Origin of the sequence: Pauljensenia sp. UMB1177 (assembly GCF_030217965.1) — a bacterium.
In the GTDB taxonomy this organism is placed as follows: domain Bacteria; phylum Actinomycetota; class Actinomycetes; order Actinomycetales; family Actinomycetaceae; genus Pauljensenia; species Pauljensenia turicensis_A.
The window spans coordinates 41,743-60,497 of sequence record NZ_JASOOV010000007.1 but is presented as its reverse complement, the minus strand read 5'-3'; the positions used below and the strand labels follow the sequence as shown (position 1 = coordinate 60,497).

Below are 18,755 nucleotides of genomic sequence, written 5' to 3'. Positions count from 1 at the left end.
GATACTTGGGAAGTTAATGGTCAGAAGGTTGCGCCTGGAACCAAGATCAAGGCTGACAAGGATACCGTTATCAAAGCCGTCTGGAAGAAGATCCCGGTGAAGGTCAGTTATGACGCTAACGGTGGTAGCGGAACCATGACTGGTAAAACCGTGGATAAGGGTAGTAAATATACCCTGCTTGATAACGCTTTCACTGCCCCGGATGACACTCAAGAGTTTGATACTTGGGAAGTTAATGGTCAGAAGGTTGCGCCGAACGCCGAGATTACGGTCACTAAAGACACCGAAGTGAAAGCTATCTGGAAGAAGATCCAGGTGAAGGTCAGTTACGACGCTAATGGTGGTAACGGCGAAATGAAACCTGCAACCGTGGATAAGGGTAGTGAGTACACGGTGTTGCCCAACTCTTTCAAAGCCCCGGATGACACTCAAGAGTTTGATACTTGGGAAGTTAATGGTGAGAGGGTTGCGCCTGGAGCCACGATCAAGGCTGACAAGGATACCGTTATCAAAGCTGTCTGGAAGAAGATTCCGGTGAAGGTTTCTTATGACGCTAACGGTGGTAAGGGCAGCATGGATGGCGCGACCGTGGATAAGGGTAGTGAGTACACGGTGTTGCCTAACGGTTTCACTGCTCCGGATGACACCCAGGAATTTAAGGCTTGGGAAGTAAATGGCCAAGAGGTTGCGCCTGGAACCAAGATCAAGGCTGACAAGGATACCGTTATCAAAGCCGTCTGGAAGAAGATCCCGGTTGACAACCCGAATGGTGGAAGCAACAACAATGGCGATGGCGCCACTAAAGCGTCTAAATCCCCTAATTCCGGGAAGCTCTCGAAAACTGGATATGCTGGGATGCCGTATCACGTTGCAGCGATGATTCTTGTGGCTGGCGGATTACTTATCGCTGGTAGTAAGAAAACCAGAAAGCACTAAAATACGAAGATAAAGTAGCCGAAACTGCCTATATGAGTCGACGACGGCGCAGATTATCAACGAGCTGGGGATCAGCGAAGCAACGTTGAATCTGTGGTAGTCAACGTATGGGTCGATGAGCACGAGTGAAGCCAAAGAGCTCCAGCGTCTTCGTGAGGAGAACGCTTGCCACAAACGGCCCCTCGCCAGGCGGAGCTGGAAAAGGCAAGCTGGAAGGAATTATCGGAAGGAAACTTCTAAGCCCCGCTCGCCATCATGATGCCGTGTGGCATCTGGTCGAGCGGGGCTACTCCCGAAGATATGCTCGCCAGATCGTTGGGCTCTCTCGTAGTGCCTATCGGTGTGCCAGAGCACGCCGGGTCGACACGCCTCTCCGGATGTCCTTTGAGCAGACCCTCGATCAAAGCGGTAATTCGTGCATCGGTCGTCATAGTCCAAGCCTTGCAGGATTGAAGCGAGCTGGGCGCAGTTCCAGTTGTTCAATTGATGAGGTCACACTGCTATGCGGTTCCTCGGCGTTGCTTTGGGTAGATAAATCGCACTAGATGAGTGGGATGGTCAAGCTGGCAACCACAAGCAGTGACCACACAATCTCACTGCGCCCAAGAACGATCACAGGAATCGGCTTTGCGCGTCGTGCCTGCCAGAGCGGAACAATCAGGGATCGGGCCAGCAGAGTAACCCACAAGACGATGGAACTCCAGCCGAGCAGATTCGCCCATACTGCACAGCAGACTCCGACCAGCGCAAGCAGATGAAGAACCCCGCCGGCAATAATCCACGGGCGCGGGTTTGTGCGTCCGCGAATCAGTGAACGCACATACGGAACGCAGGCGATGAAATAGGCGCTGAGCACGCCAAAGGAAACCCAAGCAAAACCAAGCTCAGTGTTCGTCGGATACACGTCAAGCGACAGACTGGCGGCAACAGGTGTCATCAACGTTGACGCAAGAACCGACGAGAACCTGGTCGCAATCGCACGATCATGCCCGCGCGACACCCCCCACAAGGTCAGCGCAACCAGCGGAGCAAAGAACGGAGCCCACGCCAGCAGTCGAGGCGCCACAACCAGAAGCGGAATTCCGAGCAGAGCAGTCAGCCCAGTCCACGTGATAAACGCAGGTTGAAGGGAAGAACGACGAGAAGACGGCGCCTTCATCCACTTCTCAAACACTTGGAAGAATGCGAACGCGCTAAACCATGCGGGGATAAGCAACGCAAAAAGCGGATGCCAGCCGGCAAGCCAACACCCCAAGAGGAGCGGGAGCAACGCAATTCCCCACGACCCCTTCTGACCGGGAACCCATCCCTTCGCGCCGAGCGAGCGTTTAACGCCACTCTTTGGTGTCATCTTCTTCGGTTCCATGACACAAACTCTAGGCAAAATGCCGGGCAATGGAGATGACAAAGCGTCGTCAAGAGACACGTTAAACCGGTGCCCGGGACCCCTTCCCGAAAGGAGTCCATAATGCCAGCCCGACCTCGTCAACCGCGAGACGTCGCTTACCAAAGCAGACGAAAACAGGAGTTTTTCGCCAAATCTGGGCACAATAGAGGCGTGAGTACCCCGACGATGACAGCTCCCGCGCCCCAAACTCCTGCGCCTAGCGCACAAGAAGACCGATCCGCAAAGGTCGCGGTGACCGTATTTCCCCTGATCATCCTTGGCGCACTTGTTGGTGGATTGATCTTCCCCGACGCTGCTGCGCCACTGGTTTCCGGCGTGAACTACGCGCTGATGGTCATCATGTTCGGCATGGGTCTGACACTGACATTTCCCGACTTTGCGGTTGTTGCCCGTCGCCCCTGGCCCATCATCATGGGTGTCCTGCTCCAGTTCATCGTCATGCCTCTGTCCGCACTCTTCGTCACCTGGGCATTCCACCTCGATCCGGCGCTCGCAGTTGGCGTCATCCTTGTCGGTTGTGCGCCCGGTGGAACCGCATCGAACGTCGTCGCCTACCTTGCGAAGGGTGACGTTGCCCTGTCGGTTGCGATGACCTCCGTTTCCACACTGCTTTCTCCGCTGGTCACGCCGATTTTGACCAAGTATTTGGCCGGCCAGTACATGCCCGTCGACGCGCCCGCGATGGCAAAGTCGATCATGATGATCGTCTTCATCCCCGTGGTCCTTGGCCTGATTGTTCATCGCCTGATGCCACGCTTCGTTGCCACGGTTCTTCCCGCCCTGCCCTGGATGAGTGTCCTTGGCATCTCCTATGCGGTCCTCGGGTTGGTTGGCGCCTCGTCTGAGCGCATACTGTCGGGTGGCCTGCTGGTTCTTGCCGTCGTCATCGTGCACAATGCGCTTGGCTTGGGCCTCGGCTACGGTTTTGCCCGGCTGACCGGTGTCGGTGAGCGTGCAGCTCGCACGACTGCCATCGAAGTTGGTATGCAGAACTCCGGTCTAGCAGCGGGTCTCGGTGCCCAGTACTTTACCCCCGAAGCAGCCGTCCCCGGCGCAATCTTCTCTGTCTGGCACAACGTGTCCGGCTCCGCGCTGGCGGCGTTCTTCCAGCGTCGCCCACTGGACAAGTAATCCACAGTTTCGCCAGAGTTGCTCCTTCTGTTTCTCGTTGGGGGACGAGGCACCCGCAGAACTTCTACCTTTCTTCACTTCAGCGCCTTGCGCGCATAACGAATGGGCCCACGATCCGGTGTGAAAACCAGACCGTGGGCCCATCGTGTGTGAAAGCCCCCGAGGAAGTCACCACTGTCGTTGATGCCGATAACGTCGCACCAGAAGATAGAGTTCAGGCCGTGGTGCAGGTAGGCCGGGATGAGTAGGCGCTGACAATTCGGGGGAGAAAAGCGCTGGGGGGGCTGGCGTGTGCCAGCCCCCCAACGGAGTTTCAACGAATCAGGATCGGTCAGTCGACCTGGTCAAAGTTGCGACCCCACGCGGTGCGGATCGGGTTCGCATCAGCAACCAGAATGTTGAAACGCTCGTCGGCAATGTCGATGACCTCACCGAGTGCGAAGCGTGCTTCACGCGTCTGCGAAGACTCGACGCGCTTCCATGCCGAAGCAATCAGCTGTTCGCGATCGGCAAGATTGGTCACGCAGACAACCAGCGGGCGATTAAACTTCTCGCGGTAGGCAGCCGATGCTGCCTGCAGCTCCTTGAGTTCAGCATCGTTGAATTCGCCAAGAGCGAGGGCTGCGGTGTCAGCATGCGCCTGCTCGTTGGCATCCTGGTTGGAGGCCAAGTCGGCGATGTCAACGTAGGCGCTGATCAAAGCTTCCTGTTCATCAGCAGATGCACCGAGGACCTCGTCCTCGAATGCCTTACGGAGCTCGGTTGCATCGGTGAACGGACGCTGCTCCCATGCGCGTTCGACGGGCCAGACGTCACCGTCGTACATGCTCTTGAAGGCTTCAACGAAGGTCTCGCGATCCATCGCATTGACCTGATCGAGGTCCACGGGACGACCGTCAACGATTGCAACATCCGGGCCATCCTGCTTGCCAACGTGGAAGAAGAGCAGGTTCAGAATGAAAGCTATCAGCGCACCGATGGTCACGCCGGAACCGAAGATGATCTGCAACCATGACGGCATCAGGGATGCAAGATCGGGCTTCAGGGTGACCAGCATGGCCAGACCAATGGAGGTCGAAACGATGACGGCATTGCGGTGATCGCGCATGTCGACCTTGGACAAGGTCTGGATACCGACAACGGCAACGTTCGCGAACATGGCCAGAGATGCGCCACCGATGACCGGCCCGGGAATCGAGGCAACCACTGCGCCAGCCTTCGGCAGGATGCCGAGGATGATCATAATGATGCCGGCTGCAGTGACAACCCAGCGGGACTTCACGCGGGTCAGTCGAACCAGACCGACGTTCTGGGCGAAGCAGGTGTAGGGGAACGAGTTGAAGACGCCACCGAGGAGGGTGGATAGACCATCTGCGCGAAGAGCGTTTGCAACGTGCTTCGGCGTGATGCGCTTGCCGACGACCTCGCCGGTTGCGAAAACATCGCCGGTGGTTTCAACCATGGTTACTGCCATGACGATGAGCATTGAAATGATTGCGGCGATGTTGAACTTCGGAATGCCGAAGAAGAACGGGGTGGTCACGCCAACCCATGCCGACTGACCGATATCAGAGAAGTTGGCGTCGCCAAGGGCGAATGCGATAGCGGTCATGACAACCAGGCCGACGAGGACCGAGATGGTCGACATAAAGCCTTTAAAGATGCGCTGGATGGCAACGATGATTACCAGGGTGCCGAATGCGTAGGCGAGGCCGCGCAGAGTGAGTGCGCCAGCGTCCTGCCCCTCTGCCGCGTAGGTGCCCCACGACACGATGTCGCCAGCGGAGACGGAGATGAGCGTGATACCCATGACGGTCAGAAGTGTGCCGGTGACGACGGGTGGGAAGAAGCGAAGGAGTTTCGCGAAGAAAGGTGCCACGAAGAAAGTGGCGAGGCCGGCCGCAATGATGGAGCCATACATGGTGGCAAGGCCGGTCTTCGGATCGGCACCGGCTGGAGTGGCGGCGATACCGATTGCGATAAGGGGCGAAACTGCAGTGAAGGTGACGCCCTGGATAAGGGGCAGCCTCACTCCGATCTTCGGGCCGAGGCCGGCCGACTGAATGATCGAGGCGATACCGCAGGTGAACAGGTCGGCGTTGATCAGGTGGATCAGGGTTTCGTTATCGAGGCCGAGACCGGATGCGATAACAAGAGGAACAACGACGGCGCCAGCGTAGAAAGCCAACACGTGCTGAATGCCAAGAACTGAAAGTTTGCCAAAGGATGGGACTTGGTCAACGGGATGAACGGTCTTGCCGGTTTCGGTAGCCGTTTCATTTCGTCCGAGAGCCATGGATTCTCCTGGAACTCTAAGAGGTTGTTGGGCTCTTCCAATCTTCCTCTCGCGCGCGGGTGTTTCCTGCATCGCGTGGCCTATCTCGCACCCGGTTTGGACGAGTGTTCGAGGAGGGGAAACAAGGGAGTAAGCTATCCCCTTGGTGCGCTGGACACGTGGTTGTGTGTGCGTGATGATGTGGTCTTTCGTTCATGGCTTTGAAAGACCTGTTGAGTTATTCGAACCTCGTTTGATTACTTTGTTCTATCAGCAAAGGTAACCAAAGAAATGTGACCCAAGTCAATAAAAATGGCTTTTTAGGTGGTCGCTCATGCTCTATGGGGATCCAAAATGCGAGAAATAAGCCATAAATTGCGAAAAATGCCGTAACGAACTGACAAATGGCTCAGTTTTTTCGTACTGTTTCCCCAGTGGCTGTCGCCGTGACAGCTGATAGTAACAATAGGAATGAGGTTCTCATGCCCATCAATCGCACCGAGCTCGTTGCGCAGATCGCAGAGCGCGCAAACCTGACCAAGGTCGAAGCAGATGCAGCTCTTGGCGCTTTCCAGGACGTCCTGGTTGAGTCCCTTGGTAAGGGTGAAGCCGTGAAGATCACCGGCCTGTTCTCCGTAGAGCGCGTCGAGCGTGCAGCACGCACCGGTCGCAACCCGCGCACGGGCGAAGAGATTCAGATCCCGGCTGGCTTCGGCGTGAAGCTCTCCGCTGGCTCCACCCTGAAGAAGGCTGTTGCCAAGTGATCATCTGATCAAACTCTTCGAGTGCGGGGCGGAAACCACTGGTTTCCGCCCCGCACTCGTGTGTGAAACTTCTCTGCCTTTTCCTCTTCCTTTGCCCCTAGCGCCTGTTTTGTTGCTGAATGAAGCGGTTTTCTTTCGCGTTCAGCTCACTTTCTCACCAAGAGAGACCGCGCTAGCGGTCCTACAATGGGAGGCATGCGTAACTCCCTCAATGAACCCCAAGGGCCCTCGTCGCCCTCTGCTCCCTCGACTCAATCGTCGACCGGCTTGCTTGAACGAACTGAGGTTGAACGCGAAAAGGCTCCCGGCGATGGCGATCGATTCGCGCACTTCGTGCGTAGGGATAAAGCTGATTCATCAATGATGACGGGACAGCCTGTCGTTGCCTTATGCGGCAAAGTCTGGATTCCGACGCGTGATGCTTCACGCTACCCGGTGTGTCCGACATGCAAGGAACTTCGTGACTCGATGGGGAAGAACGGACGGAACTGGCCGTTCTCAGACGGGAATGGTGGCTCGGATAAGTGAGCTCCTCCAAGGATCGTCATCTCTATCCATCCCGCATCTCACCTGCTGCCGCTCGCTCGCTGTCTCCCTCGTTTCCTGCGCGTGCCAGAAGAGGAACAGCGGGTTCACTTCGCGCATGGCAGGCAGCTGCTCTTGAGCAATACATGGCTGAGGCACCGCGTGACTTCCTTGCGGTTGCAACTCCCGGTGCGGGTAAAACGACCTTTGCTCTCCGTATTGCTGTGGAGCTGATGGGGCAGGGCATCGTCGATAAGGTCACCGTCGTCTGCCCGACTGAACATTTGAAAGGCCAGTGGGCCGATGCTGCTGCGCGAGTCGGTATTCATATTGACCCGTCGTTTACGAATGCTCAGGGCCGTGCGGGCTCGCATTTTGATGGTGTTGCCGTTACGTATGCGCAGGTCGGCGCTAATCCTGCGGTCCATGAAATGCGTACACGCGACTATCGGACCCTCGTCATCTTGGACGAGATCCACCACGCTGGTGACTCGCTGTCGTGGGGTGACGGTGTGCGCCAAGCGTTCGGCGATGCAACGCGCCGTCTTGCTCTGACAGGCACTCCTTTCCGCTCTGATACGTCGCCGATCCCGTTTGTTCGCTACGTGGAAGATGCCGATGGTATTCGTCGCTCTCACGCCGACTACAGCTACGGCTACGGCGATGCTCTGCGAGACATGGTTGTTCGCCCGGTCCTGTTCATGTCCTATTCGGGTCAGATGTCATGGCGTACCTCGACCGGCGATGAAATGAGCGCTCGCCTGGGTGAACCTCTGACGAAAGACATGATGAAGCAGGCCTGGCGCACGGCTCTTGATCCGAAGGGTGAGTGGATTCCTGCCGTTCTTCGTGCCGCCGATCTGCGTCTTGCAGAAGTGCGTCGTCAGATCCCTGATGCCGGTGGTCTGGTGATCGCCTCTAATCAGACGCAGGCGCGGGCCTATGCGCGTCATCTGTACGAGATCACGGGTAAGAAGGCGACGATCGTCCTGTCCGACGATGCTGACGCCTCGGATCGCATTGATGCGTTCCGAGAATCGGATGACCGTTGGATGGTTGCCGTCCGAATGGTGTCGGAAGGCGTGGATGTGCCTCGTCTATCGGTGGGCGTCTACGCGACAAACACGTCCACCCCGCTGTTCTTTGCCCAGGCCGTTGGACGTTTTGTCCGTGCCCGCAAACGCGGTGAGACAGCGACAGTCTTCGTTCCTTCGGTCGTTCCACTGCTGGAGCTTGCTTCACAGATGGAAGCTGAACGCGACCACGCGCTTGACCGTCCGAAGTCAGCTGATGACGAAGACGCCATGTGGAATCCTGAAGACGCCATGGTCGCCCAGGCAAATGTGAGTGAGTCAGCATCGTCGGATTTGCTCAATCAGTACGAGGCCTTGGGTGCAGACGCAGAGTTTGATGGCGTGCTCTTCGACGGTGCTGCCTGGGGGCAAGGCGCTCAGGTTGGTTCAGTCGAAGAACAGGAATACTTGGGGATTCCCGGCCTGCTTGATGCAGATCAAGTGACTACTCTTTTGAGGGCGCGCCAAGCTGAACAGGTTGCAGCTCAAAAGAAGTCGAAGATCGCAGCGAAGATGCGTGAGGCGAACGCTGGAGTCTCAGACCACCGTCTCCGCGCCGCAAAGCGTAAGGAACTCTCACACCTGGTCTCGTCCTGGTCGCGTCGTAGCGGCGAACCGCACGCGATGGTTCACGCTCAGCTGCGTCAACGCTGTGGCGGCCCAGAGATCGCCCGTGCAACCACGGAACAGATTGAAGCGCGCATTGCTTTGCTTCGTCAGTGGTTCGTTGGAAAACACTAGGCCTGACGCAGCTGAATGTGAATGATGAGCTGATACAACGTGGCGCTCCTGCACCCAAGGTGCGCGAGCGCCGTCGCGTCTCTCAGCGATTCAGAGCTTCACATAGCGTGTCGGGATCGCGACCTCGCCCTCGGACAGGCGCCAGGCCTGATAGGGAAGTTCGTTACGCGAGCGCACGTGCGTTGCTTGTGCTTTCTCTAATGCGTCGTCTCCCCAGAGGGAAGAATCGATTGTGCCGTTAGTGATCAGCGGAATTTGAAGTTCGCGTGCGCCCCGCTTGGCAAGTTCAGCCTTCGCATCGGCTTCAGAATCGGTGACAACCAGGATCTCTTCGGCTGCGTATCCGTCTTCGTCGATGACACGACCAGCGAACTTCTTGCCACCGACCGTCGACTTGGATTCCGATTTCTTCGCAACAGGTTTCGGATTGCCGTTCTCGTCTTCGCGGGACACGAGTTTGTACACGAGGGCCGCTGTGGGCACGCCCGAACCGGTGACCAGCTTCGTTCCAACCCCATAGGAGTCGATCGGCGCGGCGCCTAGGGCTGCGATAGCGTACTCATCCAGATCGTTGGTGACCGTGATCTTCGTGGTCGTTGCACCGAGAGCATCAAGCTGACCGCGAACCTTGAAGGCGGTGGCAACAAGGTCGCCAGAGTCCAAACGAACGGCGCCTAGTTCACCGCCGGCAGCGCGTGCGGCCTCAACAGCGTTGATGACGCCCTGTTCGACGTCGTAGGTGTCAACGAGCAGTGTCGTCGATGGGCCAAGCAGTGCAATCTGAGCGTCGAATGCTTCGCGTTCCGAATCGTGCAGGAGTGTGAAAGAGTGGGCTGCGGTGCCAATCGCGCGGATTCCGTAGCGCTTGGCTGCTTCCAGATCGCTGGTTCCAGCAAAGCCGCCGATGATTGCTGCGCGCGCTGCGGAAACAGCGGCTCGTTCGTGGCCTCGTCGAGCTCCCATATCCATGCACGGGCGACCGTGGGCGGCGATTGTCATACGTGACGCGGCCGACGCGATCGCGCAGTCATGGTTCAGGATCGACAGAAGAAGCGTCTCGAGCATCGTGCACTCGGCGAAGGTTCCCTCGACGGTCAGCAGAGGAGAGCCTGGGAAATAGCATTCGCCTTCGGCGTAGCCACGAATCGAACCGGTGAAGTGGAAATTCTTCAGATAATCAAGTGCGTCATCGGAGACGATTTTCTCGGCGTGAAGCCAATCGATCTGAGCGGGCTCGAATTCGAAGCGTTCGAGCGCTTCGAGAATGCGACCAATACCTGCGACAACACCGAAGCGTCGGGTTGCGGGAAGACGACGCCCGAAAACCTCGAAAGTGGATGTGCGCCATGCGGTGCCGGCTTTCAAAGCAGCATCAAACATGGTCAGTTCATACATGTCCGTCAGCAGTGACGTTGAAATTGATGAGGGCATATGACAAACCTAGCGCGATATACCACAAGTTCGCGTGTTGAAACCACACCATGGTACGAAATCGTTGCTTAGGCTTGAAACATGCCAACGACTTCATCGACGCCACTTGAACGCCCTGCCCCCACCTTAGCTGGGCTCGCGCAGTGGCGTACTGTCGTTTGGGACGACCCGGTCAATCTGATGTCGTATGTGACCAACGTGTTTGTCCGTCACTTCGGCTATTCGCACGATCGCGCTGATTCCCTGATGCGTGAGGTCCACGTGCTCGGCAAAGCAACCGTATCTACGGGACTTCGCGAACGCATGGAAGCCGATGTTGTGGCGATGCACGGGTACGGTTTGCACGCGACGTTGGAACTTGACTCGTGATTGGTCCTTTTGTATACGAGGCCGGCGCTTTCAGCGCCGAATTGCACCCCCCGTATTCGACGTTGATTGCGCAGCTGATGCGTGAGATTCTTGTTGTCCTTGATGATCCAGGGGATATGCCAGCGTTCGTTGCGGCGGCAACCTCGTTGGAGAATCATCGCGAGGCTCCAGAAGAACACTCCCTGGACTATTTACTTCCAGCGATGAGCTCTGACCCTCAGGACGCAACGGGTTTGCGTGCGCTGACGGAAGATTTTTTGCGGGCAGAAAAGTCTGCTCGACTGCGTAAAGTGTGCGCGCATATTGAGCGCGCCGAAGCCCTCGGTATTCAAGAAGTCAGTTTCGATGCTGACGAGGTCTGGGATTGGCTTGGTGCGCTTAATGATGTTCGTCTCGGACTTGCCGGTGAACTTCAGATCGCTTCCGATGATGACGTGGAGCAAATCGCGAAGATTGCAAGCGAAAAACCGAATGGGACCCGTCAGCAGTCGGCAAGCGCTATCTACATGCTCCTTACCTGGTGGCAAGACTCACTGGTGTTAGCCCTGAATTCCCAAGGCGGTAGCAACTAGGGTCAAAGCATGGATAACGCGCCTATCGGTATTTTTGATTCTGGCCTCGGTGGCCTGACCGTCGCGCGTGCCGTCATTGATAAATTGCCGGACGAGGAAATCCTCTACCTCGGCGACACCGCCCACACCCCCTACGGGCCTCGTGCAATTGCAGAAGCGCGTCGCTTCACATTGGAATGCTTGGATGAACTCGCTTTCCGTGGTGTGAAAGCGCTGGTGATCGCCTGTAATACGGCAACGGCTGCAGCCCTTTCAGATGCGCGCGAACGCTACTGGATTGACGCGCATATCCCCGTCATTGAGGTCATCACTCCGGCCGCCAAGCAGGCTGTCGCGACCACGAGGAATCGTCGTATTGGCGTGATTGGTACGCAGGCAACCATCCAGTCGGAAGCATATCGAAACGCGCTTGCGGCCGTTCCAGGTCTCCATGTCTCACAGCAGGCGTGCCCTGATTTTGTTCCCTTTGTTGAGCGTGGTGTGACAACCGGAGTTGAACTGGAAGCTGTCGCGCGCGAGTATCTTCAGCCACTCAAGGACGATGGCGTCGACACTCTTATCCTGGGATGCACGCACTACCCGTTGTTGACCGGCGTTATCGGCCGTGTCATGGGCGAAGGAGTGTCCCTTGTGACCTCGTCAGAAGCGACTGCCAACGTGACGTACAACGAACTGACCGACCGCGATCTCTTACATGAACCATGGGCGGAAGGTGACGGTCCCCATCACCAGTTCATGACAACCGACTCCGGCGATACGTTCCCACGTCTGGCCCGACGTTTTCTTGGCCCCGAAGTTGGCAACGTGCAAGAAATCTCGATTGCGTCAGGAGCCAGTGCCCAATGAAACTGACAACGATCGGGTGCACCGGTTCCATGTCCGGTCCGAAGTCTCCGGCCTCGTGCTACTTGGTTCAAGCGAACGGCGTTGATCCGAGCACCGGTGAGGATCGCGTGTGGAACGTGGTTCTCGAGATGGGCCCCGGTTCTTTCGGTGCTCTCTGGCGTTGGATTAGCCCCCGCGATATTGATGCGGTGGTCCTTTCGCACTGCCACGCTGACCATATGGCTGACATCATCTCGCTACAGGTGTACCGCAAGTGGGGCCCCGGCTCTGATTTGCCTCCGCTGATGGTTGTCGGTCCCGAAGGTCTGTTGGAACGTATCCGCCAGATCGACGGCGTCGTCGAAGAAGAGCTGTATGCGAACGAATTCAATATTCGAACCGTTGAAGATGGCCAGTCCTATCAGATTGGTCCGATGACTCTGACATCGTTCAAGGGTATCCACACAATTCCCTCGTTCGGAACGCGCATTGAGGGGCCGAGTCAGTCAGATCCGTCGACCGCGGTGTCGATGTTCTTTACCGGCGATACGGATGAAAGCCCTCGTATCGATGCTGGAGCTATGAATGTGGATCTTCTTCTGAGTGAAGTTGGTTTCACTCGTGAAGATTCAGTTCGTGGAATCCACATGGATGGGGTGCGCGCAGGTAGCTTTGCGACGCGAGCACATGTTGGTCGACTGGTTGCGACGCACATTCAACCGTGGACAGAAACTGAACAGGTGCTTGCTGAACTGCGTCAGACCTGGTCTGGTCCCGTTGATTTCGCCTGCCTTGGATCTTCGTTCGTGGTGGGTGACACGTAGCGCTCATCGCTGGGACTGCTACTGAGTGGTCTCGTATGTGTTGCCACGCCAGTCATTGTGGTGGGTTGCAACCCACTGGAAGAGGGCAGCAAGGACCTGGCCGGTTGCAGTGTTCGGTGAATCTTCTCCGTTGCGGTGACGCACCAAAATGCGCCTGAAGCCCAGTGCTGGCAGAGTTGTGACACGCATACCTCCCAGTGCAATTCCTTGGATAGCCATGTAGGGCATGATCGTTGAGCCTTTACCGGCGCGAACAAGGGCGTGCGCCGCCTCGTAGTTGATGTACGAGTAGGGCACCCAGTGGATGTGTGACGTTGCAGCTGCCACACGTTGCATGGGGAGTGCGCCGATCGTGTCCGGTGCGACCCGGAGCCATTGGACGTCGGCAAGGTCGCGTTCGGATCCCACTAGCGGGGCGTTGGAGGGGCTGACCAGTACCCAGGGTTCGTCGATAAATTGGACATCGGTGAAGCCGCGTGGCGCGTTGCCGGGGGCGGTGTCACGTTCCAGCATGAGCAGGTCGAACTTGCCTGAACGCATCTTCGTCATGCCCGGGCCTTCGCCGGATTCATCGATGTGGATTTCGACGCCGGGAAGCTCTTGTTCCAGCTGGGAGGTGAGGGGGAGGAGGACGTTACGAATAACCGTGTGAAAAGCGCCGATGTGTACGACACCGGTCAGGTGTCCGGCGATGGGGCGAAGATTTCGGGCAATGTCGTTAAGGTCATTCTCGATGCGTTCGGCGCCGTTGACAAGAATGCGCCCTGCGGGGGTAAGAAGAGCGCCGGCTGGGTTGCGATCGACGAGGTCCAGACCGACTTCTTCCTCGAGTTTTTTGATTTGTTGTGACACCGCTGATGCAGAGACCCCCAGGTAGTCTGACGCGGCGACGATTCCACCTTCTCGGTGAACTTCAAGAAGAACTTGGAGTCGTTTTGGATCGAGATGCATCGGAGCTCCTATTGCTTAAGTAAAACTTAAATTACAAAAAAGAATAGTTCAATTGAACTGTATGTGAGTGGCGTGCATACTTATATGTATCGAGTCGTGAACAGTGAGGCATACGACACAGAGTTGAATGGAGAAACGTCATGATGTCATTGGTCCGTCGTCAGCTAGACCGCTTCCGTTCCTATGTCACTCGCTATCGCAGACAGCAGCGTGATGAACTGCAGTTCTGCATGGATCGCCCGATTTACGGCAATCTGGTCGCCCGCTGAATCCGGCTTGGTGATAAACACCGCTCTCGCTAGCGTGACAACTTAATAGATAAGAGAGGCGATGCCACCGGTGGCATCGCCTCTCTTGTCATGCCTGCTTACTGAAACAAGGATGAATTGAGATCACTGGCTCTGTTGGAGCGCGTCGACAACCGCGCCAGTGAGGGCGCGGAATGCAATGCCTCGATGGCTGATCGCATTCTTCTGCTGGGGCGTCATTTCCGCTGTCGTCACGTTAAAGCCATCGGCAACGAAGATCGGGTCGTAGCCAAATCCGCCACTACCACGGCGCTCGTGAAGCAAAGTACCACGAACCTCTCCGCGCTGAACGAACTCGCGCCCGTCAGGCAGAACCAATACAGCAGCAGAGACGAATGCGGCACCTCGTAGCGCATCAGGCACATCGGCCAACTGAGCAAGGAGCAAATCGAGGTTTGCTGCATCGTCACCGTGGTGGCCACACCAGCGAGCAGAGAAAATGCCGGGCGCTCCACCCAGAATGTCAACGCACAAACCGGAATCGTCCGCGATCGCCGGCAACCCGGTCAGCTTCACCAAAGAACGAGCTTTGATCAGAGAGTTTTCTTCGAAAGAGGCACCGTCTTCTACCGGTTCGGGCGCATCAAAGTCACTCATCTTGGCAATGATCCCGGCCTCGTACCCTGCGTATGCGGGGGCCAGAATTGCTTCCAACTCCGCGATTTTGTGGGCGTTGCCGGTGGCGAAAACCAGTTTGGGGGTCGTCATCAGAGGGTGACCGTCTCAAGTTCGCCAGCGGTCAAACAACGACGTTGCAGATCGGCCAGCTGCGCGTTGCCGATCGCTGCCAGGTCAAGCAGGTCGCCCAGTTCATCACGGTTGAAGGGCGCGTGCTCGGCAGTGCCCTGAACCTCGATGAAGTTGCCGTTGCCGGTCTGAACGATGTTCATGTCAGTTTCTGCACGGACGTCTTCAACGTAGGGGAGGTCGAGCATCGGGGTGCTGTCGATAATGCCAACGGAGATCGCTGACACGGAGTCGGTCAGCACGGACGTGCCAGCCTTGGGTGTGATGAGACCTTTTTCGGTGCCCCAGCGGACAGCTTCAGCCAGCGCAACGTAGGCTCCGGTCACGGACGCGGTGCGAGTGCCACCGTCTGCACGCAGAACGTCGCAGTCGAGGACAATTGTGTTTTCGCCCAGAGCTGTCACGTCAATGATTGCGCGCAGGCTTCGACCAATGAGGCGTGAGATTTCCTGCGTGCGTCCACCGACCTTGCCCTTGATAGATTCGCGCTGTGAGCGTTCAGCGGTTGCGCGTGGCAGCATCGAGTATTCGGCGGTGACCCAACCTTCTCCGCTCCCTTTACGCCAGCGCGGAACCCCCTCTGTCAGCGAGGCGACGCAGAGGACGCGAGTATTTCCGAACTCGACAAGGACGGAGCCTTCACCGACGCCCGCCCAACCGCGGGTCATGGAAATGGGACGGAGCTGGTCGAATGAGCGCCCATCGGCGCGAGATACATCATGAGTCATGCCTCCAGCCTAGTTCACTTCGCGAAGCGAACCCCAGGAGGGTTAGCGTTGAGGTATGACACTTCACCTTCCCCTTGTCCGGCTAACTCCTCGCGCCCTGGTTTCCGTGCGTGAGAATGTCAGCCCACGCGCGCTCCTTGAACGCGGCGTAAAGGCTTTGGGTGCAGGGGTGAGTGAAGAGGATCGCGCAGGGCTGTCGTCCGTCCGCGCAGTTGTAGTAAAGCCAAATGGCGCGATCGGCGTTATTCCAGTTCGCGATGCCTGTGCAGAGATTGAGTTGGCAACGATTTCCACCCCGGTCGCCCTCTCTCTGATCGACGAGGCCGCCCCCGCCTATTTCGTCGGTGCCACTGATGATGGGGCGGGGCAGATTGTGCTCTGCCTTGACAATGACGCTGAGCTTCCGGGCGTGCAGTGGGTTCACCTGCGATGGGGCGGGCATATGTTGAGTGCTTCGGATTCTGGGGTTGCGATAGTGGGTGTGTCTCTTGCTACTTGGCATGCCTCCTACCGTTTCTGCGCTCGTTGTGGGAAGCCTGTTCGCTCGATTCTGAGTGGCTGGGCGACGGAGTGTTCCGGGTGTGGGCACGTGGAATATCCGCGACAGGACCCGGCAGTTATCGTGCGCATCCACGATGATGAGGATCGTGTGTTGCTTGCGCACAATACGGCGTGGCGCACCACAATGTGTTCTCTGATCGCCGGCTTTGTCGAGGCCGGAGAATCGCCTGAACATGCAGTTATTCGCGAAGTTAAAGAAGAAGTTGGTCTGGATGTGGCCAGCGTTGAATATCAGGCGACGCAACCCTGGCCGTTCCCTCGTTCGCAGATGATTGGGTACACCGCGCGAGTAGCTGTTGGAACACCGGTTGTGCCGATTCCCGATGGGGAAGAGATCGAATGGGCGCGGTTCTTTAGCCGGAGTGAATTGCGCGATGCTCTTCACAGCGGTGAAGTGAGTGCGCCGGGCCCAACATCCATTGCGTATGCCCTGCTTGCGGATTGGTACGGAAGCGACTTGCCTGAGAGCCCAAGCTCGCTTGACCCGCTTCGGCGCCCATGATGCACATTGGTTTCTCCATGGTCAGTGGGACAATCGTTCTATGAATTTGCCAGACCCGAATGCTCTTCTTGACGCGCTTGACCCGGATCAGCGCGCTGTTGCCCTGCAAGTGAAAGGGCCATTGGCTGTTCTTGCTGGCGCAGGGACAGGGAAAACGCGTGCGATCACCTATCGCATTGCGTACGGTGTGGCAACGGGTGCGTTCACGCCACATTCGGTTCTTGCAGTGACGTTCACGCGTCGCGCTGCTTTTGAAATGGGGCAAAGACTTACCCAGCTTGGCGTTCCCGGAGTTCCTGCTCGAACCTTCCATTCGGCTGCACTCAGTCAGCTGAAATTCTTCTGGCCAACAGCAATTGGTGGTCAGATTCCAGAGCTCATCCCCAGTAAATCATCGCTTGTTTATCCCGTGATGTCCCGCCTTGGAATAGCGCAGGGAAATGTTGAATTCCGCGATGTTGTTGCCGAAATTGAATGGGCGAAAGTGTCGATGGTTAACGCAGAGCGCTACGGCGAAGTAGTGCGCGACGGACACCCTGTTCCAGATGGCTTAAGCGCTGATGAGATGGCAACGATACTTCGCCTGTATGAGGACGCTAAGCGCGAACGTGGTGCGATCGATTTTGAAGACGTCCTTATTTTGATGGCCGCCATCATGCAGGATCGTCCTGACGTTGCTAGGCAAGTGCGTAATCAGTACCAGAACTTCGTGGTTGATGAATTCCAGGATGTGTCACGCCTGCAACAGTCGTTGTTGGATCTATGGATCGGTGATCGTCACGACGTGTGTGTCGTTGGCGATGTTGCCCAGACAATTTATTCATTTGCAGGTGCTCAATCATCATTTCTTGTCGATTTCCCAAAGAAATTCAAGGGCGCGCACGTCCTTGAACTGACCAGAGATTATCGGTCGACCCCTCAAATTGTTGATGTCGCTAACTCGGTCATGCTGGGGGCAGGAAAAACCAGTGGCGCTGTCACGCTCAGCTCTCAACGACCTTCGGGTGCGCATGTTGAATTCGCAAGCTATTCGTCAGATAGGGAAGAAGCTGAAGCCATCGCGTCGAAGATTCAAGAGCTCATACATCGTGGAACACCTGCCCACGATATCGCTGTCCTCCTTCGTATCAACGCTCAATCCGAACTCTACGAAGAAGTGTTTTCAGCGCGTCAGATCCCGATTGCTCTTCAAGACCAGACCCCATTCTTTGATAGAGAATCAGTTCGCCGTGCAGTCAGCCATCTGATCGCGGTGTCGAAGTCTGGCCAGGATTCCCCTGGCTCTCTGCGCGACCACATAGAAGAACACTTGGGAGCCATCGGCTGGACGCCTCAAGCTCCCAATGGAGCAAATGCGCTTGAACGCTGGAATAACCTCAATACGCTGATCGCATTGGCTACTGATTCATCTGCTCCGGATCTTGCTGGGTTCATTGAAGAGCTCACACACAAGCGCAAGGTAGCAGAAGAGCCAAATAAAGAGGGCGTGGAAGTCATGACTCTTCACTCGGCGAAGGGGCTGGAATGGTCAGCTGTTTTTATGCCGGGGCTCAGCGAAGGTCTGCTCCCTATTTCCTACGCTCAGACCCCCGAAGCAATCGAAGAAGAACGTCGCCTTCTCTACGTTGGTATCACTCGTGCGCGGGACATTCTTGAAGTGTCGTGGGCGCGAAGCCGGCGTGATGGGGATCGTTCGAAGCGTAAACGTAGTCGTCTGCTGAACAGCGTGTGGCCGCAGAGCCCCTCGATAAAGACGAAGAAGCCCGCTCACGCTCACGCATCATCATCGAAGCAAGCGACACGCGAGTTCCAAGCAACAGCGTCGAAAGAGACCCTCGATCTTTTCGAAGCCCTCCGCTCGTGGCGAAGTGATGTTGCAAAGCTCGCTGGTAAGCCTCCCTATACGGTTTTTTCGGATGTCACGCTTCGTGAGCTTGCGACAAGGCGTCCGAAGAACCATCGTGAGCTTCTTGGAATTTCCGGAATCGGCGAGATCAAAGCAGATGCGTTCGGATCATCCGTTTTAGCGATCCTGGACGGCGAAACAGTTGAAGTGACTAAGGACGATCTTCTTTAATACGTTC

At 56.7% G+C, this 18,755-nt stretch carries 18 protein-coding genes; 12 read left to right on the top strand and 6 right to left on the bottom strand.

Going from position 1 to position 18,755, the window contains the following annotated elements; translation table 11 throughout:
- Positions 1–936, top strand: a 936-nt coding sequence (locus QP442_RS08330) for an InlB B-repeat-containing protein (RefSeq protein ID WP_285069771.1), incomplete at its 5' end; no start/stop codon positions are given.
- A 541-nt stretch (positions 937–1,477) separates the two neighbouring features.
- On the opposite strand, the gene QP442_RS08325 is transcribed toward QP442_RS08330, so the two are convergent.
- Positions 1,478–2,302 (bottom strand): YwiC-like family protein, encoded by an 825-nt coding sequence (locus tag QP442_RS08325; RefSeq protein WP_141089623.1) that lies wholly within the window; start codon positions 2,300–2,302, stop codon positions 1,478–1,480.
- 207 nt (positions 2,303–2,509) lie between these two features.
- Here QP442_RS08325 and QP442_RS08320 point away from each other — a divergent pair, with 207 nt between their 5' ends.
- Positions 2,510–3,475 carry a bile acid:sodium symporter family protein gene (locus QP442_RS08320; protein WP_103632421.1) on the top strand — a complete coding sequence of 322 codons (966 nt, stop codon included), beginning with the start codon at positions 2,510–2,512 and terminating at the stop codon, positions 3,473–3,475.
- A 331-nt stretch (positions 3,476–3,806) separates the two neighbouring features.
- On the opposite strand, the gene QP442_RS08315 is transcribed toward QP442_RS08320, so the two are convergent.
- On the bottom strand, positions 3,807–5,771 hold the full coding sequence (locus QP442_RS08315; protein WP_103632396.1) for a solute carrier family 23 protein: 1,965 nt from the start codon (positions 5,769–5,771) through the stop codon (positions 3,807–3,809).
- A 461-nt stretch (positions 5,772–6,232) separates the two neighbouring features.
- Here QP442_RS08315 and QP442_RS08310 point away from each other — a divergent pair, with 461 nt between their 5' ends.
- From QP442_RS08310 to QP442_RS08300, 3 genes are all read left to right on the top strand, one after another.
- On the top strand, positions 6,233–6,514 hold the full coding sequence (locus tag QP442_RS08310) for an HU family DNA-binding protein (protein WP_006681852.1): 282 nt from the start codon (positions 6,233–6,235) through the stop codon (positions 6,512–6,514).
- A gap of 195 nt (positions 6,515–6,709) precedes the next feature.
- Positions 6,710–7,042 (top strand): DUF3039 domain-containing protein, encoded by a 333-nt coding sequence (locus QP442_RS08305; RefSeq protein ID WP_040318748.1) that lies wholly within the window; start codon positions 6,710–6,712, stop codon positions 7,040–7,042.
- Positions 7,043–7,077: 35 nt separating this feature from the next.
- Complete coding sequence (locus QP442_RS08300; RefSeq protein WP_424133820.1) at positions 7,078–8,853, top strand: DEAD/DEAH box helicase; 1,776 nt, start codon at positions 7,078–7,080, stop codon at positions 8,851–8,853.
- A gap of 90 nt (positions 8,854–8,943) precedes the next feature.
- Here the strand turns inward: QP442_RS08300 and QP442_RS08295 are convergent, their stop codons facing one another.
- On the bottom strand, positions 8,944–10,284 hold the full coding sequence (locus QP442_RS08295) for a nicotinate phosphoribosyltransferase (protein WP_006681849.1): 1,341 nt from the start codon (positions 10,282–10,284) through the stop codon (positions 8,944–8,946).
- 81 nt (positions 10,285–10,365) lie between these two features.
- On the opposite strand from QP442_RS08295, the gene clpS reads away from it, so the two are divergent.
- Genes clpS through QP442_RS08275 form a run of 4 tightly spaced genes read left to right on the top strand, consistent with a single transcriptional unit; the run spans position 10,366 to position 12,874 of the window.
- A complete protein-coding gene (gene clpS / locus QP442_RS08290) occupies positions 10,366–10,653 on the top strand; it encodes an ATP-dependent Clp protease adapter ClpS (RefSeq protein ID WP_006681848.1) in 288 nt (95 codons plus the stop codon).
- Positions 10,650–11,225 carry a DUF2017 family protein gene (locus tag QP442_RS08285; RefSeq protein WP_006681847.1) on the top strand — a complete coding sequence of 192 codons (576 nt, stop codon included), beginning with the start codon at positions 10,650–10,652 and terminating at the stop codon, positions 11,223–11,225. Before clpS ends, QP442_RS08285 begins: the two co-directional genes overlap by 4 nt.
- 9 nt (positions 11,226–11,234) lie before the next feature.
- Positions 11,235–12,071: a glutamate racemase gene (gene murI / locus QP442_RS08280; RefSeq protein ID WP_006681846.1), complete on the top strand. Its 837-nt coding sequence runs from the start codon at positions 11,235–11,237 to the stop codon at positions 12,069–12,071.
- Positions 12,068–12,874: an MBL fold metallo-hydrolase gene (locus QP442_RS08275; RefSeq protein ID WP_006681845.1), complete on the top strand. Its 807-nt coding sequence runs from the start codon at positions 12,068–12,070 to the stop codon at positions 12,872–12,874. Before murI ends, QP442_RS08275 begins: the two co-directional genes overlap by 4 nt.
- Positions 12,875–12,892: 18 nt before the next feature.
- On the opposite strand, the gene QP442_RS08270 is transcribed toward QP442_RS08275, so the two are convergent.
- On the bottom strand, positions 12,893–13,825 hold the full coding sequence (locus tag QP442_RS08270; RefSeq protein ID WP_103632397.1) for a LysR family transcriptional regulator: 933 nt from the start codon (positions 13,823–13,825) through the stop codon (positions 12,893–12,895).
- Positions 13,826–13,965: 140 nt separating this feature from the next.
- Here QP442_RS08270 and QP442_RS08265 point away from each other — a divergent pair, with 140 nt between their 5' ends.
- A complete protein-coding gene (locus QP442_RS08265; RefSeq protein ID WP_006681843.1) occupies positions 13,966–14,094 on the top strand; it encodes a hypothetical protein in 129 nt (42 codons plus the stop codon).
- A 123-nt stretch (positions 14,095–14,217) separates the two neighbouring features.
- Here the strand turns inward: QP442_RS08265 and rdgB are convergent, their stop codons facing one another.
- Both rdgB and rph read right to left on the bottom strand, forming a co-directional pair.
- On the bottom strand, positions 14,218–14,841 hold the full coding sequence (rdgB, locus tag QP442_RS08260; RefSeq protein WP_103632398.1) for an RdgB/HAM1 family non-canonical purine NTP pyrophosphatase: 624 nt from the start codon (positions 14,839–14,841) through the stop codon (positions 14,218–14,220).
- On the bottom strand, positions 14,841–15,608 hold the full coding sequence (rph, locus tag QP442_RS08255) for a ribonuclease PH (RefSeq protein ID WP_103632399.1): 768 nt from the start codon (positions 15,606–15,608) through the stop codon (positions 14,841–14,843). Before rph ends, rdgB begins: the two co-directional genes overlap by 1 nt.
- A 55-nt stretch (positions 15,609–15,663) precedes the next feature.
- Here rph and nudC point away from each other — a divergent pair, with 55 nt between their 5' ends.
- Positions 15,664–16,671: an NAD(+) diphosphatase gene (nudC, locus tag QP442_RS08250; protein ID WP_103632400.1), complete on the top strand. Its 1,008-nt coding sequence runs from the start codon at positions 15,664–15,666 to the stop codon at positions 16,669–16,671.
- 40 nt (positions 16,672–16,711) lie between these two features.
- Positions 16,712–18,748 carry an ATP-dependent DNA helicase UvrD2 gene (locus QP442_RS08245; RefSeq protein ID WP_103632401.1) on the top strand — a complete coding sequence of 679 codons (2,037 nt, stop codon included), beginning with the start codon at positions 16,712–16,714 and terminating at the stop codon, positions 18,746–18,748.
- Positions 18,749–18,755 lie beyond the last annotated feature (7 nt).